This is a genomic window from Paenibacillus tyrphae, assembly GCF_000722545.1.
Taxonomy (GTDB): Bacteria; Bacillota; Bacilli; order Paenibacillales; family NBRC-103111; genus Paenibacillus_G; species Paenibacillus_G tyrfis.
The window spans coordinates 22,047-46,913 of sequence record NZ_JNVM01000024.1 but is presented as its reverse complement, the minus strand read 5'-3'; the positions used below and the strand labels follow the sequence as shown (position 1 = coordinate 46,913).

The 24,867-nt window shown below is 53.2% G+C and carries 23 protein-coding genes; 11 read left to right on the top strand and 12 right to left on the bottom strand.

Annotated features, from left to right (window positions below; translation table 11 throughout):
* Positions 1 to 254: 254 nt before the first annotated feature.
* Positions 255 to 1,265, bottom strand: a complete 1,011-nt coding sequence (locus ET33_RS26300; protein ID WP_036689220.1) for a LacI family DNA-binding transcriptional regulator — start codon at positions 1,263 to 1,265, stop codon at positions 255 to 257.
* 274 nt (positions 1,266 to 1,539) lie between these two features.
* Between ET33_RS26300 and ET33_RS26295 the strand changes: the two genes are divergently transcribed.
* The 4 genes from ET33_RS26295 to ET33_RS26280 all read left to right on the top strand — a co-directional run bounded on the left by ET33_RS26295 (position 1,540) and on the right by ET33_RS26280 (position 6,632).
* Positions 1,540 to 2,454, top strand: a complete 915-nt coding sequence (locus ET33_RS26295) for an ABC transporter permease (RefSeq protein ID WP_036689216.1) — start codon at positions 1,540 to 1,542, stop codon at positions 2,452 to 2,454.
* 21 nt (positions 2,455 to 2,475) lie between these two features.
* Positions 2,476 to 3,363: a carbohydrate ABC transporter permease gene (locus ET33_RS26290; protein WP_036689212.1), complete on the top strand. Its 888-nt coding sequence runs from the start codon at positions 2,476 to 2,478 to the stop codon at positions 3,361 to 3,363.
* Between the two features lie 67 nt (positions 3,364 to 3,430).
* Complete coding sequence (locus tag ET33_RS26285; RefSeq protein WP_036689208.1) at positions 3,431 to 4,993, top strand: extracellular solute-binding protein; 1,563 nt, start codon at positions 3,431 to 3,433, stop codon at positions 4,991 to 4,993.
* 103 nt (positions 4,994 to 5,096) lie between these two features.
* Positions 5,097 to 6,632 (top strand): glycoside hydrolase family 30 protein, encoded by a 1,536-nt coding sequence (locus ET33_RS26280; protein WP_036689205.1) that lies wholly within the window; start codon positions 5,097 to 5,099, stop codon positions 6,630 to 6,632.
* Between the two features lie 108 nt (positions 6,633 to 6,740).
* On the opposite strand, the gene ET33_RS26275 is transcribed toward ET33_RS26280, so the two are convergent.
* From ET33_RS26275 to ET33_RS40315, 6 genes are all read right to left on the bottom strand, one after another.
* Positions 6,741 to 7,094, bottom strand: a complete 354-nt coding sequence (locus ET33_RS26275) for a MerR family transcriptional regulator (RefSeq protein WP_036689203.1) — start codon at positions 7,092 to 7,094, stop codon at positions 6,741 to 6,743.
* A 75-nt stretch (positions 7,095 to 7,169) separates the two neighbouring features.
* Positions 7,170 to 7,910, bottom strand: a complete 741-nt coding sequence (locus ET33_RS26270) for an SDR family oxidoreductase (protein ID WP_036689202.1) — start codon at positions 7,908 to 7,910, stop codon at positions 7,170 to 7,172.
* 217 nt (positions 7,911 to 8,127) lie between these two features.
* Positions 8,128 to 9,576: an MFS transporter gene (locus ET33_RS26265; RefSeq protein ID WP_081890506.1), complete on the bottom strand. Its 1,449-nt coding sequence runs from the start codon at positions 9,574 to 9,576 to the stop codon at positions 8,128 to 8,130.
* Positions 9,573 to 10,637 (bottom strand): bifunctional transcriptional activator/DNA repair enzyme AdaA, encoded by a 1,065-nt coding sequence (locus tag ET33_RS26260; protein ID WP_036689201.1) that lies wholly within the window; start codon positions 10,635 to 10,637, stop codon positions 9,573 to 9,575. Before ET33_RS26260 ends, ET33_RS26265 begins: the two co-directional genes overlap by 4 nt.
* 210 nt (positions 10,638 to 10,847) lie before the next feature.
* Positions 10,848 to 11,087 carry a hypothetical protein gene (locus ET33_RS26255; protein WP_036689194.1) on the bottom strand — a complete coding sequence of 80 codons (240 nt, stop codon included), beginning with the start codon at positions 11,085 to 11,087 and terminating at the stop codon, positions 10,848 to 10,850.
* Positions 11,088 to 11,122: 35 nt separating this feature from the next.
* Positions 11,123 to 11,257 (bottom strand): hypothetical protein, encoded by a 135-nt coding sequence (locus ET33_RS40315; RefSeq protein WP_010500956.1) that lies wholly within the window; start codon positions 11,255 to 11,257, stop codon positions 11,123 to 11,125.
* A gap of 157 nt (positions 11,258 to 11,414) precedes the next feature.
* Between ET33_RS40315 and ET33_RS26250 the strand changes: the two genes are divergently transcribed.
* From ET33_RS26250 to ET33_RS26235, 4 genes are all read left to right on the top strand, one after another.
* Positions 11,415 to 13,403 (top strand): 5'-nucleotidase C-terminal domain-containing protein, encoded by a 1,989-nt coding sequence (locus ET33_RS26250; protein ID WP_036689190.1) that lies wholly within the window; start codon positions 11,415 to 11,417, stop codon positions 13,401 to 13,403.
* 182 nt (positions 13,404 to 13,585) lie between these two features.
* Entirely contained in the window at positions 13,586 to 14,341 is a 756-nt protein-coding gene (locus ET33_RS26245) for a hypothetical protein (RefSeq protein WP_036689187.1), read from the top strand.
* Between the two features lie 172 nt (positions 14,342 to 14,513).
* On the top strand, positions 14,514 to 15,881 hold the full coding sequence (locus ET33_RS36690; protein ID WP_161783571.1) for an ABC transporter substrate-binding protein: 1,368 nt from the start codon (positions 14,514 to 14,516) through the stop codon (positions 15,879 to 15,881).
* 40 nt (positions 15,882 to 15,921) lie between these two features.
* Entirely contained in the window at positions 15,922 to 16,935 is a 1,014-nt protein-coding gene (locus ET33_RS26235) for a S66 family peptidase (RefSeq protein ID WP_036689185.1), read from the top strand.
* Positions 16,936 to 17,297: 362 nt separating this feature from the next.
* Here the strand turns inward: ET33_RS26235 and ET33_RS26230 are convergent, their stop codons facing one another.
* Genes ET33_RS26230 through ET33_RS26210 form a run of 5 tightly spaced genes read right to left on the bottom strand, consistent with a single transcriptional unit; the run spans position 17,298 to position 21,475 of the window.
* Complete coding sequence (locus ET33_RS26230) at positions 17,298 to 18,512, bottom strand: M24 family metallopeptidase (RefSeq protein WP_036689183.1); 1,215 nt, start codon at positions 18,510 to 18,512, stop codon at positions 17,298 to 17,300.
* Between the two features lie 28 nt (positions 18,513 to 18,540).
* Positions 18,541 to 19,299 (bottom strand): amino acid ABC transporter ATP-binding protein, encoded by a 759-nt coding sequence (locus tag ET33_RS26225; RefSeq protein ID WP_036689180.1) that lies wholly within the window; start codon positions 19,297 to 19,299, stop codon positions 18,541 to 18,543.
* Positions 19,300 to 19,314: 15 nt separating this feature from the next.
* A complete protein-coding gene (locus ET33_RS26220; RefSeq protein WP_036689178.1) occupies positions 19,315 to 19,959 on the bottom strand; it encodes an amino acid ABC transporter permease in 645 nt (214 codons plus the stop codon).
* A 27-nt stretch (positions 19,960 to 19,986) separates the two neighbouring features.
* A complete protein-coding gene (locus ET33_RS26215; RefSeq protein WP_036689176.1) occupies positions 19,987 to 20,853 on the bottom strand; it encodes a transporter substrate-binding domain-containing protein in 867 nt (288 codons plus the stop codon).
* 40 nt (positions 20,854 to 20,893) lie between these two features.
* Positions 20,894 to 21,475, bottom strand: a complete 582-nt coding sequence (locus ET33_RS26210; RefSeq protein ID WP_036689174.1) for a TetR/AcrR family transcriptional regulator — start codon at positions 21,473 to 21,475, stop codon at positions 20,894 to 20,896.
* A gap of 362 nt (positions 21,476 to 21,837) precedes the next feature.
* On the opposite strand from ET33_RS26210, the gene ET33_RS26205 reads away from it, so the two are divergent.
* From ET33_RS26205 to ET33_RS26195, 3 genes are all read left to right on the top strand, one after another.
* Positions 21,838 to 22,299, top strand: a complete 462-nt coding sequence (locus tag ET33_RS26205) for a hypothetical protein (RefSeq protein ID WP_036689171.1) — start codon at positions 21,838 to 21,840, stop codon at positions 22,297 to 22,299.
* Between the two features lie 86 nt (positions 22,300 to 22,385).
* The gene (locus ET33_RS26200) at positions 22,386 to 22,715 is read left to right on the top strand and encodes an Imm8 family immunity protein (protein WP_036689168.1); all 330 of its coding nucleotides are present in this window, start codon (positions 22,386 to 22,388) and stop codon (positions 22,713 to 22,715) included.
* 240 nt (positions 22,716 to 22,955) lie between these two features.
* On the top strand, positions 22,956 to 24,731 hold the full coding sequence (locus tag ET33_RS26195; RefSeq protein WP_036689166.1) for a glycoside hydrolase family 35 protein: 1,776 nt from the start codon (positions 22,956 to 22,958) through the stop codon (positions 24,729 to 24,731).
* The last annotated feature ends 136 nt before the right edge of the window (positions 24,732 to 24,867 follow it).

The following is a 24,867-nucleotide window of genomic DNA, read 5'->3' as shown; positions in this document are numbered from 1 at the left end:
TACGTGGAGTTTTTCTGGCAATTCGGGAGTGATGTAAAAATAACGGACCTATTGAAGCCATTACGTACATGAAATCGAATCTATGCGGCTGCTCTATTGTTAAAACGGGCGGGATAGTTTAAATGTATGAGAATTCTACATTTTGAGAAACAGCGTTAACATGTAATGACAAGCAAGCTGAACACTGTGTAGCTGTAGACAAAGGCAAAAAACAAGGGGACGGATGTATCGTTCCAGTCCCCTTGCCTATTCCTTTACTCCCGCCGGAAATTCGACGATCCGCGGACGATTAACTCCGAATCCACCTTAAACGTGCGCTTGTCGTGGAACTGATTCTCGTTCATCTGGTCGATCAGCTTCTCAACGAGCAGGGCGCCCATCGTGTACTTCGGCTGATTTATGGTGCTCAAGGTTGGCGTGATGTACTTGCTGATCCGGTTGTTGTCGACGCCCACGACGGCGAGCTGGGCCGGGATCGCGATGCCGCGCTCGGCACAGGCTTTGTACACGCCCAGGGCCATCTCGTCGTTGGCGGCAAAAACAGCCGTGAAATGCAGGTTCTTGTCGAACAGCCGCTTCATCGCCTCGTAGCCGCCTTCTTCGTTGAAGTTACCGTTCTCGATCAGCTCGGGACGGAAGGGGATGTGATAGTCCCGAAGCGCCTTCAAGTAGCCCTCCAGTCTTTCGTAGCTGTCTATCGCTTCCGCGTAGCCGCTAAGGAACACGATATCCCGGTGTCCGTTTTCGACGAGATGCTGCACGACTTCTTTAGAAAACTTCACGTTGTCCGTATAAATACAAGGGATGCGATCGTGCTCGATATACCGCCCGACGACCGCGAGGGTGTATCCCTTTTCGGAAATCTGGCAGATTTCTTCATCCGACATCAGCGGAGCGATCAGGATGGCGGCGTCCACCGTCCGGTTCATCAGCAGCGTCAAATATTCCGCTTCCTTCTCCTTCTGGTTCTCCGCGTCGCAGATGATGACTTTATATTTGCGGGCGTAAGCCACATTCTCGATCCCTTTAATAATCTCGGCAAAATACGAGGCGTTGATATCGGGTACGATGACTCCGATCGTCATCGATTTTTGCGAGCGCAAATTTTTGGCGACGGCGTTGGGGTGGTACCCAAGCTCCTCGATCGCTTTCATGACTTTTGCTTTCGTCTTCGACGTGACGCTGCTGCTTTCGTTCAGCACTCGGGAGACGGTGGCCGGCGAGACGCCCGCCTTGGCGGCGACGTCGACGATTTTGATATCCATATGCATCAACCTTACTGGAAATTTATATTTGACAATGAAGGAATGGCTTTATTATAATTTATCCTGAAATCGATTTCAAATCATTTTTGTCGAATGGGCTGAAAATCGTTAAAAAACGCTATTTATTTTACATGAAGGGGAGTTCGAACATGAAAATGATATCGATTTCATTAATTATGAGTTGAATAATGTCCGAAATCGTGGAAAATGGCGTTTTATTTTTACACCAAAAAGAAATCGATTTCATTTTACAAGGAGGTGACGTGAGGCTATTATGATCATACTTTTGAAGGATTTCCGGGTCAATCGAGTGCTGTGGATGATGATCTTGCCGGTGCTGCTCTTTTTCGCAGTGTTCAGCTATTTGCCGATGGCCGGGGTGTATTACGCGTTTACGAATTACCGGTTTGACGGTGGGTTGTTCGGCAGTCCGTTTGTGGGCATGCAGAACTTCGAGTTTTTGTTCGAATCCGGCGTCTTGTACAACCTGACGAAAAACACGATTCTTTACAATCTGGCGTTCATCCTGCTGGGTAATGCGCTGCAGCTTCTGTGCGCCGTGTTCCTGAGCGAGCTTCCCGGCAAGCTGTTCAAGAAGACGACGCAGTCCGTCATGTTCCTGCCTTTTTTCATCTCGTTCGTGCTCGTCGGGGCATTCGTCTTCAACCTGTTCAACTCCGACACGGGCGTGGTGAACACGGTGCTGAAGCAGCTCGGCTTGCCGCCTTACGATTTTTACCTGAACACCGAGCCGTGGAAATATATTATTGTGTTCTTCCATGTGTGGAAGGGGCTCGGCTACGGCACGGTCATTTACTTGGCCGCTATTATGAGCATCAGCGACGAATACCATGAAGCGGCGAAAATCGACGGGGCGAATATTTTTCAGCGCATCCGTCATATTACGCTGCCGCTACTTGTGCCGACGTTCATTTTGCTCATTCTGCTCAGCCTTGGGGGCATCCTGAAAGGGCAGTTCGACTTGTTTTACCAGATCATCGGGAATAACGGCATGCTTTTCGACTCGACGGACATTATCGATACATATGTGTACCGGTCTTTGACGGTTAATTTCGATATGGGCATGGGAACGGCGGCGGGGCTGTACCAGTCGTTCTTTGGGTTTCTGCTGGTCATGCTCGTCAACTATGTAATTAAAAAAGCCCGCAGTGATTATGCGCTGTTCTAAAAAAGGAGGAGGGGGACGGAAGTGAAGATCCGCACGGAAGCTTCGACGGTCGTGTTCAACGGAATAGGGTATACAGTCATTACCGTGCTGGCGGCGGTGTGCCTGCTGCCGTTTTTGCTCATTATTTCCGGGTCGCTGTCCTCGGAGATGGACATTATTACCGAAGGCTTCAAGCTGATCCCGACCACGCTGTCTTGGGAAGCGTACCAAGCGGTGTTCAGCAATCCGATGCAGATGGTCAAGGCGTACCAGGTGACCGCCGGTTTGACGATCGTCGGCGCGGCGCTAGGGCTATTTCTGACCTCCATGGCCGGTTACGTGCTCTCCCGCAAAGAATTCGCATACCGCAACTCGGTGTCGTTCCTCATCTACTTTACGACGCTGTTCAGCGGAGGGCTGATTCCGTGGTATATCGTCGTGGTCAATGTGCTGGGACTTAAGGACAGCTATTTGGCGATGCTGCTTCCGCCGATGCTCAGCGCGTGGAACATTATTTTAATGAAGAATTTCATGAAATCGATTCCAGACTCGATCACCGAATCGGCCAAAATCGACGGGGCCGGAGATTTCACGATTTACTGGAAGCTGATTCTGCCACTGTCGACGCCGGGACTGGCCACGATCGGCCTGTTCCTCGCGCTGGCGTACTGGAACGACTGGTTTCTGGCCAATATTTTCATGACGTCGGAGGATAAATACCCGCTGCAGTTTCTGCTATATAAAATACTGGCCAGCGCTGCGGTGCTTAAGACGAGCGTTGCCGGGAATTTGTCCGCGGATTTCAAGCCGCCCGCGGAGACGCTCAAGATGGCCGCAGCCGTCGTGGTGACGGGGCCGATCGTGTTTCTGTATCCGTTCGTGCAGCGCTATTTTGTCAAAGGGCTGACGATCGGTGCGGTGAAGGGCTAAGGCAGACGAATATAAAGCGTTTATAGGATGAGGAAATTTCTAATTCGAAACCATAGGGGGAAAGCGGATGAACCGTAGGCTAAAATCGGTGGGATCGGCGCTCATGGCGCTGACGTTAGCGGCAGGACTGTTGGGCGCGTGCTCAGAGAAGCAGGGGACGGCGGAGCCCGGCGCGAATCCGGCCAAGACGGAGTCCGGTAAGCCGGACACGTCGAAGAAGGTGCAACTCGTCTGGTATCTGCTCGGCGACGCGCATAAGGATTCCCAGAAGGTCATCGACGAATGGAACAAAATGCTGGAGAAGGATTTGAACACGACGGTCAAGGTGAATTTTACGACGTGGAACGAATGGCAGACGAAGTACAATCTGCTGCTGGCCTCGGGCGAGAAGGTGGATATGATTTTCGCTTCCAGCTGGGCCGGCTTCTATAAATATGCCAAGCAGGGAGCGTTTCTCGACTTGTCGAAGCTGCTGCCGGTCTACGCGCCGGAAACGTGGAAGACGGTGCCGAAGCAGGATTGGAACGATGTCTCCACCGGAGACAAAATTTATGCCGTGCCGAGCACGTTCTCGGAATATACCCCCAATGGTATCGTGTACCGGGAGGATTGGCGCAAGGAGCTGAACCTGCCTGAGATCAAGGATCTGGCTACGCTTGAAGCGTATTTGGACGGTGTGAAAAAGGCGAAGCCGAAGGTTACCCCGATTGGCGGCAAGGCGTGGAACGAGATCAACACGTTGTTCTTCTCGGTTCACGACTTTCAAGGGATCGGCGGCGACAGCGGCGTCATCGCGGCCCGATCGTACGATAAGCCGAGGGAGATCGTGGCGTATCCGTTCACGCAAGAGTTCGCGGACTGGGCGAAGAAGATGAAGAGCTGGGCGGACAAAGGCTACTGGTCTTCGAATACGCTTTCCTCCCAGACGGAGGCGGGTGACCTGATCAAAGCGGGCACGGGCGCGGTCTATTGGCGGAATCCGGCTGCGGCGGGCGGCTTCATCACCGATGTGAAAAAATCCAACCCGGACATCGAGCTGGTTTACTTCCCGTTCACCCGGTTTCACAAGTATGCGGTGCCGAATCTGTCGATCAACAACGGCATGGCGATTCCGAAAAACGCGCCTAACCCCGAACGGTCGCTGATGGTGCTGGATAAGCTGCGGAACGACCCGAAGTATTTTGACCTGATGACCTACGGGATTGAAGGGCTTCATTACGACAAAAGCGCGGACGGCAAGCACATCGTCGTTCCGGCCAAAGGGCAGGACCCCAAGGCGGTCAAGAAGTATGACATTGCGAGCTGGGGCTGGCGCTACGAGCCGAACATGCGGAACGAGGAAGGCGGCTGGGCGGGATTCGATAAGTTAAACGAGGAATTCAAGTCCCAGAGCAAGCCGAATTTGTTCGCCCCGATCCTGATGGATTACGAACCGGTAAAATCGCAATTGGCGGCGGTCAACCAAGTGTTCCAGCAGTACGGGCAGCCGCTGATGCTGGGGCTCGTCCCGGACGTGGATAAGGCGCTCGACACTTACCGAAGCAAGCTGAAAGCGGCCGGTGTGGACGCCGTACAGGACTACGTGCAGAAGCAGGCGAACGCTTACTATGACGAGAAGGGCATCAAGTAGCGGGAGGCAGGCGTTTGAAAGGAGGTGATCCGCCCGCCGGTATGGCTCGAAATGGGGAATTCCCCCAAAAAAAATCGGTAAATTCAAAGGAGGAAGAAATGGAATGAAAAGTAGCAAACGGTGGCTCTCGATCGGTTTGGCGCTGACGCTCTTGGGAATCTCAGCTCCGTCCGCGTATGCGGGCCCGGGCGGATCGGTCGACGCCTGGCTGACAACGGCGGATCAAACGAGTCTGCTCACGAAGCAAGCGCCGCTGCAATTCTCGGACGACAGCGGTTCGAATCCGACGACGATCGATATCAATCCCGGTCTTACTTACCAGACGATGGACGGCTTCGGCGCCGCCATCACCGGCTCCTCCGCTTACTTGATCAACAAGAAAATGTCACCGGGCCAGCGGGAGGCGCTTTTGAACAATCTGTTTACCGAGAAGGGAATCAACATCGGCTTTGTCCGCCACACGATCGGAGCGTCGGACTATTCGGTCGACGCCAACGGCAATGCCGGCAGCTACACGTATGACGATGTCGCCTCCGGGACCGATTACCCGCTGAATCATTTCTCTATTGCCAAAGACGCCGATGTGACGAGCGTGCTGCGGGCGATTTTGGATAAAAATCGCAGCCTCAAGGTACTGGGCTCCCCATGGACGGCGCCGCCTTGGATGAAATCCGGCACGCCGACATACAATGGCGGATCGCTGAACGGCATCCCGAATGTGTACACCTCCTACGCCAATTATTTTGTGAAATACGTCAACGCTTACAAAAACGCCGGCATCCCGATCTGGGGAATCACGGTGCAGAACGAACCGGAGCATTCGACGGCGAGCTACCCGAGCATGAGCATGGGAGCGGCGGAGCAGGCTTCTTTCATTAAAAATTACCTGGGTCCGGCGTTCCAGCGCGGCGGCTTATCGACGAAAATCATCGCGTTCGACCACAATTGGGACATCGGCGTGAACTATGCTTCTACCGTGCTCGGGGATAGCGGGGCAAGCGCCTATACGGACGGAACGGCGTTTCATTGCTACGGCGGGTCGCCAAGCGCCATGACGACGGTCCACAACGCTTTTCCGTCGAAAAACATTTACTTTACGGAATGCAGCGGCGGGGAATGGAGCACGGATTTCGGCAATAATCTGAGCTGGAACATGTCCAATCTGCTGATCGGCTCTCCCCGGAACTGGGCAAAAACGGTGCTGCTGTGGAACATGGCGCTCGACCCGAAGGGCGGTCCGACCAACGGCGGATGCACGAACTGCCGCGGCGTGGTGACCATCGATCCGAACAACGGAAGCGTGACGAAAAACGTGGAATATTACGTGATCGGGCATGCGAGCAAATTCGTCGCGCCGGGAGCGATGCGGATCGATTCCACGAACTTCGGCGGCAGCGTCGAGAACGTCGCTTACCGGAATCCGGACGGTTCGCTCGTCTTGATTGCGGCCAATGTCAGTTCGGCCTCCAAGACGTTCAAGGTGCGTATGAATTCGCAGTCGTTCACTTATACGCTTCCGGCCAAGTCGGCGGTGACCTTCAAGTGGAAGCCTTCCCCTGGCAGAGACGGGCGGAGCGGGCCCGGTCTCGATAGCGGTACGCTGACAGGCGCGGTTGAGAGTAGCGAAGTAATCGAATAGAGGAGGGATCTAGCCTCTGCTTGAACCGGCAACATCCGTTTGACCTTCGGGTCAGGCGGATGTCCGGGAAGACGCAAGATTTGTACAAATAGTCAGTATTCGGCAGGGCTAGGATGGGTGCCTCATTGCTTTATACAAATCAATTTTACGATCAATCATGGCTTGATACGACATCAGTCGATCGATTTGCGATTTTACGTTTTCCCCTTGCTTTTCAAGCAGGAAGATACGTTGGTCGATAGTCTTGTTCCCCTGTACAAATTCCTTGATATCCGAAATGGACATCCCCGTCTCCCGAAGACAACAAATAAATTCAAGCATTTCAATGTCTTTTCTTTCATACAGGCGTATGCCGCTTTCGTTGCGATTCACGAGTGGCATAATGCCTTCCTTTTCATAATATCGCAAAGTATGAATGGATAAGCCGGTTTGCTCCGACACTTGACCGATCGTGTAGCTCATCATGAATCCCTCCTGTGGAAGCCTATTCAAAATAAAGGCCCACCTGTAACAAGGTGAGCAATGGAAGCAATATTATTATAATTCCTGGTTCGTCGGCCTTACAATGATTTCATTGACAGCCGTATGTTCCGGTTGGGAAATCGCATATAGAATCGAATGGGCGATGGCTTCGGCCGGCAATGAAATTTGCAATGCATCGCTTATACTTTTTTTAATGTCTTCGTTCGAAATGGTATGAACCAACTCCGTTGATACGGCACCGGGGCAAATAATCGTTGTGCGAATGTTATTTTCGGCTTCTTCTTGCCGCAAAGCATCCGTTATCGCCCGGACGGCAAATTTTGTTCCTGAATAGACGGCCCATGTTTTTCTTACGATATGTCCCGTCACGGACGAAACATTAATAATGTGCCCTTGTTTTCGTTCCCGCATATACGGAAGAACCGCAGCAATACCGTAAAGCACGCCTTTCATGTTTACGTCAATCATGCGATCCCATTCGTCTACCTTCTTTTCGTGTAAAAAAGAAAGCGGCATGATCCCTGCGTTGTTAATCAGAACGTCAATTTGTCCAAAGGTATCGAAGGTAAACTCGGCAAGCTCTTCCATTTCCTTATGAGAAGTAACGTCAGTCGTTTTAAAGATGGCGGTGCCGCCTTGTGTTTCAAGGCTTGCTTTAAGCTGCTGCAAGCGTTCCTCGCGTCTAGCGGCAAGTACAACCTTGGCTCCGTTAGCGGCAAGCACTTTGGCAGTGGCTTCGCCGATACCGCTTGATGCTCCGGTCAAAATAACGACTTTTCCTTCCACGTTCAACATATCAGACCATCCCTCCAGGTTTCGAGATTTTTCAAGTATAGAACCTAGAGTGTTCTCGAGGTCAAGATGAAACGATGAGAATGCCGGTACGTTGGAATCGGGCAACGGGCATGTGGGCTGACCACCCGCCATACAGGGCCTTAACAAAAGTCGGGAGAGGAGCGCGTTTCGAAAACAGATTTTTGCAGCGATCCTCAACGAAACCCATTTCGTTTCTTTAGGCTCGTGACTCACTTTCGATCTTCTTCTGCGGTCGGAGCAGAAATAATCCGAGCACGACCGCGAGTGCGAGAAAGACTGCGAAGAACCGGAAACCGATGTTCGAAGCATGGATCAGAGTGTCCTTTGATTGATGACCCAATTCCTCAACTCCTGCCCCGGATAGCAGCCTCGAAGCGACATCGGACTTGGCGACCAACTGCACAACTGCCAGTGCAAGCGCCTGGCTGATTGCCCGGCACATGTTGTATACGGTCCAGAACATGCCGGATGCGGAACCCGCTTGCTCTTGCGGAGCGGCCGATAATACCGCTTTCGCAAGCGATGGCCAGGAAAGTCCCGTAGCGGCGGAAATGATCATAAGCGGGATGATGACAGCGATGTTCGACAGATGGGGACCGAGCTGCCCAAGCATCAGGAGCGCGAGGCCTATCAGGAACGACCCGAGTAGAATCATTCTTGCGGGGCCGAAACGGTCGGCCAGCCTGCCTCCGAATGGAGCTGTGAATAGTTGGGGAACTGACAGCGGGATTAGCATGAGTCCCGATTCCAATGGACTGAGATTTTGAGCGCCTTGCAAATACAGCGTCAAAAGAATGGTGACGGCGAAATAACCGATACAGTAGCCCATCGTGACCCCGAGCCCTATCGAATAGTTTCGGTAAGCAAGGAGGCTCAGATGAAACAACGGATGCCGCGCTTTCATCTCAATAAATACGAACGCAATCCACAGGAACATCGCTGTTGCGAACAGCCCGAGTGTCTTTCCCGATGCCCATCCCCATGTCTGACCCTCAGACAAGGCGATAAGCAGGGCGGTCAGCCCTGGCCCGAACGTCAATAGGCCGGGCCAGTCAGTCTTGACCTTCTCACCCGCAAAAGTATCTCTAAGAAAGACGATGCCGGCGGCTAAACCTATGACACCGATCGGAACGACCGAGTAGAACATGGAGCGCCATCCGAACTCGCCAATCAGTACGCCCCCGAGAACTGGACCTATGAGCGAGCCGGTCACCCATGCGATGTTGTTGATGCCGAGAGCGACCCCGAGCTCATTGGGCGGAAATGTCCGTATTAAGATCGGAGTGGATGCCGCCATCGCCATAGCGGCGCCGGTACCTTGCAGCAGACGAGCCGCAATCAGCGCTTCGCCGGAGCCTGCCATACCGCAAAGCGCGGTAGCAAGCGTAAACAAAGCGAATCCCCATAGAAAAATACGTTTCGTTCCGAGCATATCCGACCATCTGCCGGAAGGAAGCAGGAATACGGTACTTGTGATGTAAAACGAAGTAATCGTCCACATCCCGGTTCCGATCGAAAGGTGCAAATTCTCCATTAGCGGCGGCAGACCGGTGACCACGATCGTCGCGTCGAGATTGGTAATAAACGACACAAGCGTGACCACGAATAAAACGGACCATTTGCCCGACTGCATGATTTTCATCATCTTGTTTGCTCCTCCGTGGACCATTTCTTCTCATGGCCTAGCAGCCATCGTTTTCGCGATATACCTCCTCCATAACCGCCCAAGTCGCCATTCAAGTTGATAACGCGGTGACATGGAATCAGAATCGCCAGCTGATTGGCGCCATTCGCTTGGGCTACGGCGCGATAAGCGCCTGGCTTTCCAATCGCCTTGGCAATGTCTGCATATGAAGTCGTCTGACCCGGTGGAATCTCCCGCAATTGTTCCCATACCCTCTTCTGAAAAGGCGATCCCAGTAATCTCAACGGCGTTTTGAATTCCGTTAGCTTGCCTTCGAAATAATCCTCCAGCTCACTCTCAATCGAACGGATCGGCGGTGCGCTGCCTGGAATGACCGCGGATTTTGTCCTTCTTCTCAGACGTTCAACCTCGCGTTCCAAGCCCCGGCGGTCTACGAATTCGAGCAAATAAAGCGATTCATCATCAGCGATTGCGATCATTGGGCCAAGCTGCGTATCCAGCCACGAAGCCTTCAAAATCTGTTGATTGCCCAACTGGGCAGGCGCTGCACCCATAATACGGGAGAACGCGTCCCTGAAGCCGCTGCCGGATTCATAACCGGTGGATAGTTGGGCTTCGATGACCGCACTGCCCGCCCGGATATGCTTCAGAGCGATTCCCATTCGACGGGCTCTCGCATATTCGACAAATGTCATGCCGAACCGCTTCTTGAACTGGCGTCGGGCCGTTGAAGCATCCACGGATAATTTCCGGAAGTCTTCTTCCGTCCAGCGTCGTTCCGGATTTTCTTCCACTGCGTTGACTAGCTTTTGAACAAGCTCCGAGACATGGCTGGGATGAGACAGCGGACGGCAGCGCTGGCAGGGGCGGAACGATGCCAGAAGGGCTTCCTTAGCCGTCTCGTAAAATTCGCAGTTCTCAAATTTGGGTTTTCTTGCCGGACATGTCGGTCGGCAGAACACGCCGGTTGTCTTGACGCCGACATAGAAGATGCCCTCATATTCGGACTTTTTATCGATAAGCGCCCGGTAATACACGAGTTTCATGTCGGCCGGTATCATTCTGCTCCTCCTTTAATCTTGCAGTTTCGGATTCAATGGATGCCTTACGGAACTAATTATGATTATATCGCTTCCGAAAAAAAGTGCCGCCGAAAATCGGGCATTGATTTTTTTGCATATCAATCCATCTGAAAAACACCATTCAAAAAAAGCTTCATCTAGCGATGCCGTGTCGGGCATGCCAGATGAAGCTTTCTCTTGTTTGCGGCACTATTCCTCTTCTTCCGGTTCCTTGTCCATACCAATTGCCGCGTCGAACACGGATTCCCCGGGGACGTTGGTGATGTCCTCTTTCGCCCGAACCTGCTGCTGGATGTTCTCGTAAAAGCTCTGAAACGACTGGTCAAGCAGCGCTTCACGGTTCGGATCGTTATTGACGTCGGAATCGACTTCCAGGCTTCGGAAATCCGGAGCGTCTTCGTCTGCCGTTTTGTTGGTATCCGGGGTCATTGGCAATTCCTTTTCATTTCCTTTCCCTCCAGCGGTCACTTGTTGTTCAAGTTTCTCAGCACTTGGGCCGGCATTTCTTTGCGGTCTTCCTCGGCTTTTTTCTCTTTGGTCTTATCGTCCGGGTTCGCCGAATTGTACCGGGCTGCGTCCATCCCGTCCATAATATTCATGGGAAATCCCTCCTTTACCGATATCATGGCTTTCGCCGGCCGATTTTATTCCGCGGGTCCGCGGGCCTTCATATAAACTTAACCTTGTCCCAAGCGGTTTTATAATATAATGGTTCAACGAGAAACAGCCATATTCTTCTAAACAACGAGGTGGAGCATGAACAAGACGGCACGTTCGTTAGGCATCGCGCTGCTGGCGGTTGGCTTGGCTATTCCGACATGGAGCGGAAGTATCACAAGTGTCCGGGCGGAAGCGTCCGGCAGTCCATCCGTATCCTTGCTATATTTCAACGACGGACACGAAATCAGTCCGGTGACCGATAAGCTCGGCACCCGCGGCGGCGTGGCTCGGGTGAAGACGCTGGTGGACAGTGTAGCTGGCGAGAAAATCGTTGCTTTCGGCGGCGATCTGGGAGGCGGGACGTTATTCGGCGGCGTTTTTAAAGGGCATCCGATGGTGGAGGCCTTTAACCGGATTCCGGTCGATATCGCGAATTTCGGGCAGCACGATTTCGACGCGGGCGTCCCCAATACGCTGGAGTTGATCAAAAATTCGCGCTTTCAGTGGATCTCCTCCAACTTAATCGGAAGCGACGGCAAGCCGTTCGGTCAAGTGCCGGAGTACGTTGTCATGGAGAAACAAGGCATCCGCATCGGCATCCTCGGCCTGACCAGCGCCATGGAAACGACAGTGCGGGATGAGCGGGTCAAGAGTCTGAATGTCATCGAATCCGCGCAAAAAGCGGTGGGCAAGCTGAAGCAAGCGAAAGTGGATCTGATCGTGGCGTTGACGCAGGAGCCGGTAGCGGACGATAAAGCGCTGCTGGCGGCCGTTCCCGACATCCGGGCGGTCTTTACCGAAGAGGAAGCGGAAGAGAAGTCGTTTGTCTATGAGGTCGACGGCGGCAGTCGGCTGATTTTCTCGCCTCAAGGCAACATGGGGTCGATCATCCGGCTCATCGTGTACAAAGAGACGGACGGGACGATCCGGTTGTCCCATGAGATATTGAAAGTCGACGAAACCGTTCAAGAGGACAAGTCGCTTGCCGAGCTGGCTGCCGGATATCAGACCAAGCTGGACGCGGAGTTAGGCAAAAAGGTGGCCTCTTTTACCGGCGATTTGCCTTACGGGGATAACCACGAATCCCGCTTCCGGGAAACGGCCATCGGCAATTGGATTGCCGACGCGTACCGCGATTATTACGGGACCGACATCGCTTTTGCGAACGGCGGCGGTATTCGGGCAAGCGCCAAAAAAGGCGATTTTACCCTAAAGGACGCCAAATCGATATTGCCGTTCGGCAACAAGATCGTGAAGGTGGAAGCGACCGGAGAGATGGTGCTGGCCGCGCTCGAAAACGGAGTGTCCGGCGTGGAGAAGCTGGCGGGGGGCTTTTTGCAGGTCGCCGGCATCACCTACGAATACGACGCGGACAAGCCGTCCGGCCAACGGGTGCGGAACGTTCGAATCGGCGGACAGCCGATCAACAAAGACGCCGTCTATACGTTGGCTTTGTCCAACTATATGTTCACCGGCGGCGACAATTACACGATGTTTGCCAAAGCAAAGCCTCTCGTAGGCGCAGGGGAGGCGCTGACGGATTTCGAACTGCTTGCGGCGTATGCTTCCAAGCAGAAGCAGATTGATGTCCAGCCGGAGGGACGGATCGTCGTCAAAGGCTTCGCCGACGTACCGTCCGGTCATTGGGCGCATGCCGCGGTCAAAGGGTTGACCGGTACAGGCGTCATGAGCGGCGCGGGTGAAGGGCGGTTTGCCCCCAACGCAGGTTTGTCCCGCCAAGAAGTAGGCGAAATGGTGTCCAAGGCGTTGTCCGGGAAAGCGAACGTTCCGGTGTGGAACGAGCTGGGACTGGGCGGCGCGGATATGGCGGCACCGGTTGTGCGCCAGGAACTGGCGCTCCTCGCCAAATGGCTGTACGAGAACAAAACAGGCAAAACGCTGCCCGCCGCAGCGAAGTCGCCGTTCGCGGATGACGCTGGGATGCCGGACGGCATGAAAGAGGCGGCAGCCGGGCTGGCCCAGCTCGGGCTCGTCGAGGGGCGGCAGCCGAACCAATTCGCCCCGAAGGAACCAGCGACGCGGGCGGAAGTGGCGCACTTGGTCTGGAACATCCACAGCAAATAAATTCAAAACAAGCCGGTGCTTGCCTACTGCGAGGTAACATCCGGCTTGTTTTCCATATTCAGCATTTATTCAGCTTACGCTCAACCAACGCTCAGCCCAAACTAAGGTTCCATTAATGTACAGCGCCTATACTTCAAAGTGTAAGTGAAACACACATTCGAAAACAAAGGAGACAAGAAACCATGAAAACAATCGGAAAAAAATTGATGGCAGGAACCATTGCAGCAGGCTTTCTTCTCGGAGGAGCCGGATTATATTACACTCAAGCGTATGCAGCAACAACGACTACGGAAAGCGGCACAACCGCTGATAACGCGCAGCAGGGACACGGGCACGAGAAGTTCGGCAAAGGCGGCTTCGGCCGGGAAGAGCACAGCTTCCGCGGCGGCGTGAACATCCTGAAAGAAACCGCCACGCTGCTTAACCTGGATGAGAAAACGCTGATGGACGAGCTGAAGCAAAACAAAACGCTGGCGCAAGTCGCGCAAGAAAAAGGGGGCTTGACGGAAGACGCCCTCATCCAAAAGCTGACCGACACCGAAACGAAGGCGATTGACGATGCGGTGAGCGCGGGCAAGATCACGCAGGATCAAGCGGACAAGCGTAAATCCGGTCTGGCGGACCAATTGAAGAAAGCCGTAACTGCGACGAAGCCGCAAGGTCAGCACGGCGAAAAAGGCGAAAGAGGAGCTTTCGGGATGATGGGCAATCCCGAGAATCTGACGAAGATTTTGGGTATTACCCAGCAGGAGCTCACCGATGCGATGAAAGCAGGCAAATCGCTGTCTGAAATCGCGCAGGACAAAGGCATTAGCCGTGACCAGCTCATCAGCCAAATCAAATCGAACCTGGACGATGCGATCGGCAAATTCGTAGACCGCAAGCCTGGCCAACATAAGGATGCGGCTTCCGCAGACGCGGCTAACAGCGCAAACTAAGGTAAAAAGCAATATAGGGAAAAAGGTCTTGTCTCTTTCATAGAGGCAAGATCTTTTTTTATACCAATGCGCAACTCTCTTTGAGATCTTGAACCATAAAATGGTAGAATAGGTTTGGATGCATTTTGAAAAACAGGTTTAGATTTCAATAGAGGAACAGGAGTAGATGGTGTTGAAAAAGGTTATGCTGCTTGGCGTCGTCGGCGGACTGGCATGCATTGCAACAGGCTGCACCTGGATGTCCAGCACGAAAGAACAGGACAAGCTCTCGGGCTCCATCAAGGTCGTATATTGGAACAAAAACAGCTTTATGCAAAACTACGGAAATCTTTTTAGCGCCAAATATCCGGATCTCACGGTTGAGGTTCTTCCTTTGGACGGACTTTACAAGCCGCAGCAGGATAATAAAAAAGCCTTTGACGATTACGTTCAGCTTTACAATCCTGATGTATTGTTGTTGGATTCGGAGCAATTCGAAAGATATGCAGGTTCCGGCAAGCTCAAAGCGCTGGACGCCGATATGAAAAAGGACGCCTTTGATACGAAAGGCTATTATTCAGGCGTTCTGGAGTATCTGAAAAGAGCGGGGGACGGCAAAATTTACGGACTCGCTCCCTATTTTAACTGCGAAGCCGTTTTTTACAATAAAAAGCTGTTTGCGGAGCATGGCATCCCGTTCCCGGAAAATAAAATGAGCTGGAACGAGCTCATTTTGTTATCTCAACGATTTTCAAAGCAAAACGAAGATCCCCCGGTCTACGGCTTGGAAGGCCGTCAGCTGACGAATCCGTTTATATTCGCTACGACGGTTGGCGCCAGCTACGGGCTAAAATATTTGGACCCCGAATCAAAGAAAATGACCTTGAACACTCCCGAATGGACGAAAATTTTTAAGCTGGTTGCGGAGGCGTTTCAGAAAGGGAATTTTTATAAGGCTGACCTGGCCTCTAGCCCGAAGCCGTCTCCGGGAAGCAAAAGAGACGAGGTGCTGAAGCAGCAGTATCCGTTCTTAAACGGGCAAATCGCCATGACGATTCAAGGTGTCGATTTCGTCGATGTATTAAGTACGACAGACGGGGTACCTTTTGAGTGGGATATGGTTACCGTTCCGGTTGATCGGGGCAACCCCAATAGCGGCAATTCCATGTCGGTGAATGAAATATTTTCGGTCAGCTTGAAAGCACAAAATCCCGCGGCCTCTTGGAAGTTCATCGAATACGTGAATAGCGATGCTTTTGCCCGCATTATGACCAAATCGACCCTGAAAGCCTTACCTGCCCGATTGAGCGCCATACCTAAAGAGGAAAGAAACGTGAAAGCTTTCTACGAATTAACCCCGCCGAACGAATCGATGTATAAAGGCTTTGATAAGCTGCCCGGCGGCTTTTTGATGACCTTCGATTCGATTATTAACGAGGAGATGGAGAAGTTATTAAAAGGTAAGGGCACGGCGGAAACGGCGTTGCAACAAATCGAGGCCCGCTCACAAGCGGAGCTGGATAAAACCAAGGATGAAATTCCGGTTGCTCCGAAAAGCTAGTTTTGGTAATATCGTGTAAATTGGGAGAGGGGGACTTACGATGAACTATCCGGTTTTCAAAGAAAGAGCAACGATTGGCGTAACCGCTCCGTCCTCCGGGGTGAGTCCGGAACTGCACGAGCTGATCAAGTTCTCGTGCAGCCGTATGCAGAGCAGAGGCTTTGGCGTCGTTTGCGGAGAAACGGTGTGGACACAGGAGAAGGCCAAGTCCTCGCCGGCTCAAGTCCGCGCGAACGAATTTAACGCTATGATGAAGAATGACGCGATTGATATGATCATTCCGCCTTGGGGCGGAGAGCTGCTGATCGAGATTCTCGAGTACATCGATTTTGAGCATGTGCCGAGCAAGTGGATTTTGGGCTATTCGGATATCAGCGCATTGCTGTTGGCGCTCACTTTAAAAACCGGCCTGGCGACGGCTCACGGAACGAATCTGGTCGATTTGCGAGGCGAATATTCCGACGAGACAACCGCCATGTGGCAAGCGGTCTTATCGACAAAAACAGGCGAGTCCGTCCTTCAGCATTCCTCGCCGAAGTATCAAAAGGAATGGACACACGCCGATCCTTCGCCATGCATCTACCATTTAACGGAGCCTACATATTGGAAAATCGTGTCCGGGGCAAAAACGAACATCCAAGGCCGTTTGCTTGGCGGTTGTATCGATATCATCCGGCATTTGGTCGGCACCCCGTTCGGCGATGTGCGGCATTTCCAGAAGCATTTTATTCATGAGGACCCTATCATCTGGTATTTGGAAAACTGCGAGCTCCCCACAACCGATTTGCGCAGGTCGTTAGTGCAAATGAAGCTGGCCGGCTGGTTTGAGCATTGTTCCGGCATCCTGTTTGGCCGCAGCAGCGCCAATCGTCCGGTAGAAGGCTACACGGCCGAAGACGTCTATCAAGAGCTGGCCGAAGAGCTGCAGGTCCCTATTGTTTACGATATCGATTGCGGCCATGTCCCGCCGCAGATGACATTTATCAACGGAGCGTATGCCGAAATCGAGGTCGAAGACGGTAAAGGGACCGTAAAGCAAGTTTTTAAGCCATAGCCCATAGCCCAAGTAAAAAAGGTCAAAAAGACAGCGTAAACGTATCTGGAGCTTGTTGAGAAAGAGGTTTTTTACAAAATAGAGATGCATACGGAGGCAGGGTATCCACTGGAGAAGCGATAGCGTTCGCCTTTGTCTGCGGGAAATACCCGCTGCTAAGCGGCTTCCAATCAAAATTTCCCGCAGACCCGGGGTCCCCGCAAAGTACTTGGATTAAGCTTCCCTGATTCAACTTCACTTTGTGGGGTGGAGCAGCGACCGGAAGTAGATACCCCACCCCCTCGTACACCTCTATACTTCAGTTGACCTCTTTCCCAACAATCTCAGAACAACGTAAACGCGTCTTTTTGACCTTTTTCCATCTACAACGAAATCAAATCCCGCGAGAGCTTGTTCAGCCGCTCGCAGCCGTTGTCCGTCACCAGCACCATGTCCTCGATCATGATCGAGCCGACACCGTAGCCGTAGTACGGTGTTTCTAGACAGATGACCATGCCCGGACGGAAGACGGTTTCCTCCGACGGGCTCAGGAACGGGGCTTCCTCGGCGGCGAGGCTCAGTCCCGCGCTGTGCCCCAGATGGCCCCGGTTGTAATTTGGGAGGCCCGAGCGGCGGATCAGCGGCATCACTTCGTCAAAAGCGTGCTTCATCGGCATCCCCGGCTCGATCAGCTCCAGCAGCCGGTCGTGTCCGGCCCGCAGCGCACCGTAGATGCGCTTCACCGTATCGGACGGCGAGCCGAGCACGAACGTGCGCGCAATGTCCGAGCCGTAGCCGGCCACGTCGACGCCGACATCGAATTTGATCAGATCGCCCGGCTGTCCCGGACGCGTGTCGAAAATATGCGCAGGCGCAAAATGCGCCCCGACCGAAATCATATGGAAGCGGGAGGACGAGCCGTCGGCATGGGTCAGCAGCGCGAGCCGGAAGGCGTCGGCAATTTCGGCGGCCGAGCTGCCCGCCCGGATTCCTTTAATCGTTTCGGCGATGCCGATTTCGGCGTACGCGCAGCTCTTGCGCAGCTGCGCGATTTCCCAAGGCGTCTTGAGCGCGCGCAGCTCGGTCAGGATCGCTCCGGCTTCCGTGAATTCCAAGCCCGGCACGGCTTCGCGCAGCGCATTCACGGCTGGATACCGCATGGAGTTCAGTTCCACGGCCACCCTGCCGCCGTTGATTCCGTGTTCAGCCAGCACCTGCCCGAGCAGCCCGAACATCTCCTGTACTTGATGGTTCACGGGCCGCCGCCCCTCGTAATTGCCGCCGCGCAGCCCGAGCGGATCGTCTACGTCGACCCAGGTCGGGTACGTGCGCAGCTCGCACCCGGGCAAATCCGCCGGAACGCCCGCGGCCTCAAATTCGTTCATGATGATCACCGTGCGGCGGCTCGGGTCGCGGAACATTACGGCTAGCGCGACTTCGTTCATACGCAGCGTATACATAAACGTGCTGGGGTGACCGGACAGATAGTAGAAATTTTCACAGCTCGACGCCACGAGCGCTTCCACATTTTCCTTCTCCATGATCGCCCGCGCCCGCTCCGCGACGCTCTTCAAATGCTCTGCTTTGCTCGGAACCACAATGTCCACTCCTTCGAAATCTTACTCGTTACTCCGTCTCCGGCGTGCCTTCGATTTGCCGCAAAAACTTACGTGCCCGCTCCGTCTGCGGCTGGACGAAAAACTGCTCCGGCGCGCCCTCTTCCTGAATTTTGCCGTCGCTCATAAAAATAACCCGGTTCGCCGCTTCCCGCGCAAACTTCATCTCATGGGTGACGACGATCATCGTCATGCCTTCCGCGGCAAGCTGCTTCATGACGGACAGCACTTCGCCCGTCAATTCGGGATCGAGTGCGGACGTCGGCTCGTCGAACAGCATCATCTGCGGCTGCATGGCAAGAGCCCGGGCAATCGCGACCCGCTGCTGCTGGCCGCCGGACAACCGGGAAGGATATTCGTTCTTTTTATTGAGCAATCCCACCTTGGCGAGTAGCGATTCTCCGATTTCGACGGCTTGCTTCTGGTGCATCTTTTTGACAATCGTGGGAGCCATAATGACGTTCTCCAAGGCGGTCATATGGGGAAACAAATTGAACGACTGGAACACCATGCCGGTTAACGTACGGATGTGCCGGATCGCCTGCTTCTTGCTTGCAGCGTCCATGGAGGCGTCCCATGCCGCATCGCCTATCCGGATCGATCCCGCGTCAGGCTCCTCCAGCCCGTTCAGGCAGCGCAGCAGCGTGCTTTTGCCGGAGCCGCTCGGGCCGACCAAGACCACGATTTCGCGGGAGCGAATATGTAGATTGATGTCGCGGAAGACGACCAGATCGCCGAAGCTTTTGCCGAGTTGGTTTACCTCGATCATGCAGATCACACGCCCTTAATAAGCTTTTGACAAACGAGATTCAATGCGGTCTAAAATGTACGAAAAGAACATGCTCATCACCCAATACATAATAGCAATGGCGATATAAAACGGCATGGCGACATAATATTGCGCAATCAACAGTTGGGCGGAGCGCAGCAGCTCGGTCACGGTAACGACGGACACGAGCGACGTCTCCTTCAGCATTCCGATGAACGTGTTGCCCATCGGCGGGATCGCCACACGGGCAGCCTGCGGCAGCACGACCCGCCGCATCGTCTGCCAGGGCGTTAAGCCCAGCGATAGCGCGGCTTCCGTCTGCCCTTTGGGAACGGAAAGAATGGCGCCGCGGAACGTCTCGGACAAGTAGGCGCCGATGTTGATACTAAGTGAAATAAAGGCCGCTGTGAGCGGCCCGAGCGTAATCCCGTAGTCGGGTAGTCCGAAATATATAATGAAGATCTGTACCAGAATCGGGGTTCCGCGAATGATGGACACGTAACCTTTGGCCAGATTACTTATGAGCCAATTTCCTTTGAGACGGGCTATGGCGACGGCCATTCCGATGATCAGTCCGAAGAACATCGAGACGATCGTGATCAGCAGCGTATAATACGCGCCCGTCAATAGAAATTGGAAGTTCTGTAAAACCAGTTCCATGCCGTGCATCCTCCCGGTCCGCGCTGATTAGAAGTTCGGGTCTACGCCAAACCATTTTTGGAAAATCTCTTTGAACGTGCCGTCGGTTTTCATCTCAGCCAGCGCTTTATTTATCGCATCGAGCAGTTCCGGGTTGTTCTTGCGGATGGCGATGCCGGCAAAATCCTCTTTAATCGGATCGCCGACCGCTTTGACCTTGAACTGGTTTTTCTCGATCAGCGGCTTGATGGCGAATACGTTATTGATCGTCGCGTCGATGCGGCCGACATTCAGGTCCTTCAGCGACGTGATGACATCGTTATATGTGGCGATTTCAAACGTGCCGACCTTCGGCATCGCGACGTCGCGCAAATATTTCTCGTCGTTCGTGCCGAGCCCGACGCCGATCTTTTTGCCTTTGAAGTCTTCGAGCTTTTGGATCGTTGTGTTGTCGCTCTTGACGATGACGTTCACCGCGTTTTTCACGTAAGGCGTCGAGAAGTCCATCGTTTTCTTGCGGTCTTCGGTGATCGTGACCTGGCTTACGAGCGCGTCGTACTTGTCCTTTTGCAGCCCTTCGATCAGTCCGGAAAATTCACCGGTGATGAATTCGACTTGAACGCCCAGACGTTTCGATACCGCCTTGGCAACGTCCGCATCGAAGCCGTCGATCTCGTGTTTGTCATTCAGGAAGTTGTACGGGGCATAGGTGCCCATGAGCCCGACACGGATTTTGCCGGCTTTCTTGATTTGCTCAAGCGAGTTAGCGGCGGTTGTCGTCTCGGCCGGTTTCTTGCCGGCGTTCGCATCCGGTGTCGGCGCCGGGGCTGGCTTGCTTCCGCAGCCCGCGAGCGCGATCGCAAGAACGCTCAGCAGCGAAACGGATTTCACAAATTTGCTTAATTTGATAGACATAACAGTTGCCTCCTTGTGGTCTTCGTAGATGTGATATAGGTTATCCGAGCAAGCCTCGGAATTCGAACTTGGCGGTTTCTTCGGCGATCTCCGACGGCGAATACGCGGATTGGAAATCGACATCGTGCATGGGGCCGAACAGCCATTTGGACAGCACGCCGGTAATTAAACAGACGAGAATGTTGGCCCGCAGCGACAAATCGCTCGTCCGTGGCAGCATCCCGAGCTCGATGGCCCGCTCAATGTTGCTTTTGAACGCTTCCTCGAACGCGATCCAGGTCTGCGAGACGGCTTCCCGCACCGGCGGATCGGCGCCTTGGCCTTTCATAAGCAGCAGAGCCATCAGATCGCGGTTCCGGTCGGCGAATGCGAACAGATCCGTAAGCAGCCGCGCGGACGAGCTCACCATGTCATCTACTGTACCTGCGTGCTTGCGGTAGCCTTGCCCGATGACTTGGATCAGCTTCTCTTTGCCGCCTTCGATTAACTCCAGCGCGAGCTGTTCTTTGCTTTGAAAATGCCAGTAGAACGTGCCTTGCGACACCCCTGCAGCTTTGACCACGTCGGAAATTTTGGTGCCGTGATATCCCTTGCGGGCAAATAAGTCGAGAGCCGCGGCCATCAACTGCTGACGGCGGTCCTGATCTTGTTCTTGTACTGGTAAAGCAGGCAGCTTCCATCGCCCCTCTCCACTTAACTGACGAGTCAGTTAAGGTTAATTCCGATGGGTTTACTATATTTTAAACAAGCCCCCATGTCAAGCCCCAATATGCGAATTTTGTCGAAATTTGGAGGGACTCGTTTATAGGATATCCTAAGGAAAGAGAAGTTATCCAGATATTGGGGATAGGTTGTGGACATTTTTTTACAACAGGGAAGGGAAAAAGGTGATAAAGTTTACATTTTCCATGGAAAAAATAGGCGATTCGTAGCATTTGGAATTAGAGCGATTCCTGTTGCAAGCGCTGGAAAAATAATAATGGGATGTGCCAAGATGTCATCTTTCATGAAATTTATTCAGCAGGTCTGCTCGGAGAGATTTCGTTAGGTCTGAAAAGAGATACTGTGGAAGGCTTACTAGGCGAACCCCAGGATATTTCTGTCTCCTCAACACCATACATTTTAAACTATGGTTCGTTACAACTTTCCTTTTCCAGCAATGATCCTCACGCCACTCTTCAATCCATTCATCTGTACTTTGATGAAATCGTCGAATTTCCACATGGATTGCAGCTTGAAGGCTGGTTACCCAATAAATCAGTAAGCGCAGAGGAGTTTCTTATCCATGCCGAGCATTTCAATGTGGTACTGGAGGAGGATGAACAGCATACCTTTAAAAACCCGCAGATAGGGTTTAAGTCTAAAGCGGACGTTATTGTGGTGTTTACGATCGAAGAAGAGAGCGTGAAACTTTATAGCATACATTTGGGTAAGCGGCCACGATAACATATTAAAAATGAACTATTAGCTGGCATCGTCCAATGTCTGAGGAGCATCGAAAACCGCTAATCCATATAAAGGAGGATTATATTTTGATTAAACCTTCTTTAAAATTTCTAGGGGTAGTATTTCCTCCTGATTCAGATGATGATTTCTGGGTAGTACTTAGTGCAGAGATAGGAGAGGAGGGGAGTAAAGACGTAGATGTGTTTTACTTTAACTTGACTACTCCTAAAAGATTAATGTATGTGCTACAGAACCAAAAGGCAGTTTTTAAAAAAGGTTTAATCATAGTTGATAAGTATGACTATGAAACAGCGAAAAAAATAATAGAAGATATAATACTAGAATGCAGGGGCGAGACTTGGCAGGAAGTACGAAGTAATATCATGAACTATTGCATGTCTGAGTATGGTGACTAATTTTAAAATCCTATTGCCGAATGAACCGGAAGGATATGTATTTTACCCCCATAATCATCTGTTACCACTATTTAGTCCCAAGACCTTGTATTCCTTGTCTTACGGTTTTTATATAGAGACGCCCTACGCTATCCGACCAGCGGAAAAAAAGGTCAAATAATCGGACGCTTTGGCTATTCGGTATTGTCCGCGGACGTTCTAAGATAAAGGGAGAATACCGAATGCAGAAAGGGTGCTCTTATGGCGACGTTCGATGTGCAAAACGGGCAATTTTGTCTGGACGGGGAACCGATCCGTCTTGTTTCCGGTGCGATTCATTATTTCCGGGTGGTGCCCGAGTATTGGCGGGATCGCCTGCTTAAGCTGAAAGCCTGCGGCTTCAATACCGTAGAAACGTATATTCCTTGGAATCTTCACGAGCCGAAGCCGGGCCAGTTCCGTTTCGACGGGCTGGCGGACGTGGTTCGTTTTGTTGAGATCGCCGGCGAGGTCGGTCTGCATGTGATCGTGCGGCCGAGCCCGTACATTTGTGCGGAGTGGGAGTTTGGCGGGCTGCCGGCTTGGCTGCTCGCCGACCCGGGCATGCGGGTGCGCTGCATGCACCGGCCGTATCTTGACCGTGTCGACGCGTACTATGACGTGCTGCTACCGCTGTTCAAGCCGTTGCTGTGTACGAACGGCGGCCCGATTATCGCGATGCAGATCGAGAACGAGTACGGCAGCTACGGGAACGACCGGGCGTACCTGGTTTATTTGAAGGATGCGATGCTGCAGCGGGGAATGGACGTGCTGCTGTTCACCTCCGACGGACCGGAGCATTTCATGCTGCAGGGCGGCATGATTCCCGGCGTGCTGGAAACGGTGAACTTCGGGTCCCGGGCGGAAGAAGCGTTCGAGATGCTGCGGAAATACCAGCCGGATGGACCGATCATGTGCATGGAATATTGGAACGGCTGGTTCGACCATTGGGGCGAGGATCACCATACGCGGGACGCGAAGGACGTGGCGGACGTATTCGACGATATGCTCCGTCTCGGCGCTTCGGTCAATTTCTACATGTTCCACGGCGGAACGAACTTCGGCTATATGAGCGGGGCAAACTGCCCGCAGCGCGATCATTACGAGCCGACGATCACCAGCTACGATTACGATGTGCCGCTGAACGAATCCGGCGAGCCGACGGATAAGTTTTACGCGGTGCGGGAAACGCTGTCCCGCTACATGGAGCTGCCGCCGCTGGAGCTGCCGCAGCCGATTCCGAAGGCCGCCTATGGAAGCGTGCCGGTTCGCGAAGCGGCTTCGCTGTTCGGACAGCTGGACAGCCTGTCGGAGGCGGTCCGCCACACGTGCCCGGAGCCGATGGAGGCAGTCGGACAAAACGACGGGTTCATCCTGTACGAAACGTTCATCTCCGGGCCGCGGGAGGAACGGGAGCTTGTGCTGCAGGATTGCCGCGACCGGGCGTTGGTTTATGTGAACGACGAGTTCCTGGGTGTCATCGAGCGCTGGGACCCGAGCCAAAAGGTATCTTTCGCCGTGCCAGAGGGCGGAGCGACACTGCGTATTTTGGTGGAAAATATGGGCCGCATCAACTACGGGCCGTTCATGCTTGACCGCAAAGGCATCACGGAAGGCATACGTCACGGCAACCAGTTCCTGTTCGGCTGGAACATCTATCCGCTGCCGCTGGAGGACGTAGCCCCGGTCAGCTTTGACGGGAAGGAAGCGGAGCCGGGATACCCGGGCTTTTACCGCGCGGTGCTGCCGATCGAGGGACAGCCGGCGGATACGTTCCTGCGCCTCGACGGCTGGAACAAGGGCACCGTGTACGTCAACGGCTTCCATCTGGGCCGTTACTGGAAGCGCGGGCCGCAGCAGACGCTGTATATCCCTGCGCCGCTGCTGCGGGAAGGGGAGAACGAGATCGTCGTGTTCGAGCTTCATGGAACGGAGAAGCGGGAGCTGACGTTCACGGACCGGCCGGAGCTCGGACCGGTATCGCAGGTAACGCTATAATAAGGTGACTAATGAGGCCGGTGCCGACCTATCAAGGGTTGGCGCCGGTTTTTTATGGTTTGTGGGTATTTTTGGATACTCGCTTCGAGATGACATCAGCCGGCGAAACGTGTTACATTGAGGGAAAGCGTGGATT

Coding starts and splice junctions, on each gene's coding strand:
- ET33_RS26265 (WP_081890506.1), bottom strand. CDS start 9,576: ATGATGAAAATCATGCAGTCGGGCAAATGGTCCGTTTTATTCGTGGTC.
- ET33_RS26275 (WP_036689203.1), bottom strand. CDS start 7,094: ATGAGCTACACGATCGGTCAAGTGTCGGAGCAAACCGGCTTATCCATT.
- ET33_RS26295 (WP_036689216.1), top strand. CDS start 1,540: ATGATCATACTTTTGAAGGATTTCCGGGTCAATCGAGTGCTGTGGATG.
- ET33_RS26205 (WP_036689171.1), top strand. CDS start 21,838: ATGTGCCAAGATGTCATCTTTCATGAAATTTATTCAGCAGGTCTGCTC.
- ET33_RS40315 (WP_010500956.1), bottom strand. CDS start 11,257: ATGAATATTATGGACGGGATGGACGCAGCCCGGTACAATTCGGCGAAC.
- ET33_RS26220 (WP_036689178.1), bottom strand. CDS start 19,959: ATGGAACTGGTTTTACAGAACTTCCAATTTCTATTGACGGGCGCGTAT.
- ET33_RS26255 (WP_036689194.1), bottom strand. CDS start 11,087: ATGACCCCGGATACCAACAAAACGGCAGACGAAGACGCTCCGGATTTC.
- ET33_RS26285 (WP_036689208.1), top strand. CDS start 3,431: ATGAACCGTAGGCTAAAATCGGTGGGATCGGCGCTCATGGCGCTGACG.
- ET33_RS26235 (WP_036689185.1), top strand. CDS start 15,922: ATGAACTATCCGGTTTTCAAAGAAAGAGCAACGATTGGCGTAACCGCT.
- ET33_RS26195 (WP_036689166.1), top strand. CDS start 22,956: ATGGCGACGTTCGATGTGCAAAACGGGCAATTTTGTCTGGACGGGGAA.
- ET33_RS26260 (WP_036689201.1), bottom strand. CDS start 10,637: ATGATACCGGCCGACATGAAACTCGTGTATTACCGGGCGCTTATCGAT.
- ET33_RS26300 (WP_036689220.1), bottom strand. CDS start 1,265: ATGGATATCAAAATCGTCGACGTCGCCGCCAAGGCGGGCGTCTCGCCG.
- ET33_RS26245 (WP_036689187.1), top strand. CDS start 13,586: ATGAAAACAATCGGAAAAAAATTGATGGCAGGAACCATTGCAGCAGGC.
- ET33_RS26280 (WP_036689205.1), top strand. CDS start 5,097: ATGAAAAGTAGCAAACGGTGGCTCTCGATCGGTTTGGCGCTGACGCTC.
- ET33_RS26215 (WP_036689176.1), bottom strand. CDS start 20,853: ATGTCTATCAAATTAAGCAAATTTGTGAAATCCGTTTCGCTGCTGAGC.
- ET33_RS26250 (WP_036689190.1), top strand. CDS start 11,415: ATGAACAAGACGGCACGTTCGTTAGGCATCGCGCTGCTGGCGGTTGGC.
- ET33_RS26210 (WP_036689174.1), bottom strand. CDS start 21,475: ATGGCCGCGGCTCTCGACTTATTTGCCCGCAAGGGATATCACGGCACC.
- ET33_RS26225 (WP_036689180.1), bottom strand. CDS start 19,299: ATGATCGAGGTAAACCAACTCGGCAAAAGCTTCGGCGATCTGGTCGTC.
- ET33_RS26270 (WP_036689202.1), bottom strand. CDS start 7,910: ATGTTGAACGTGGAAGGAAAAGTCGTTATTTTGACCGGAGCATCAAGC.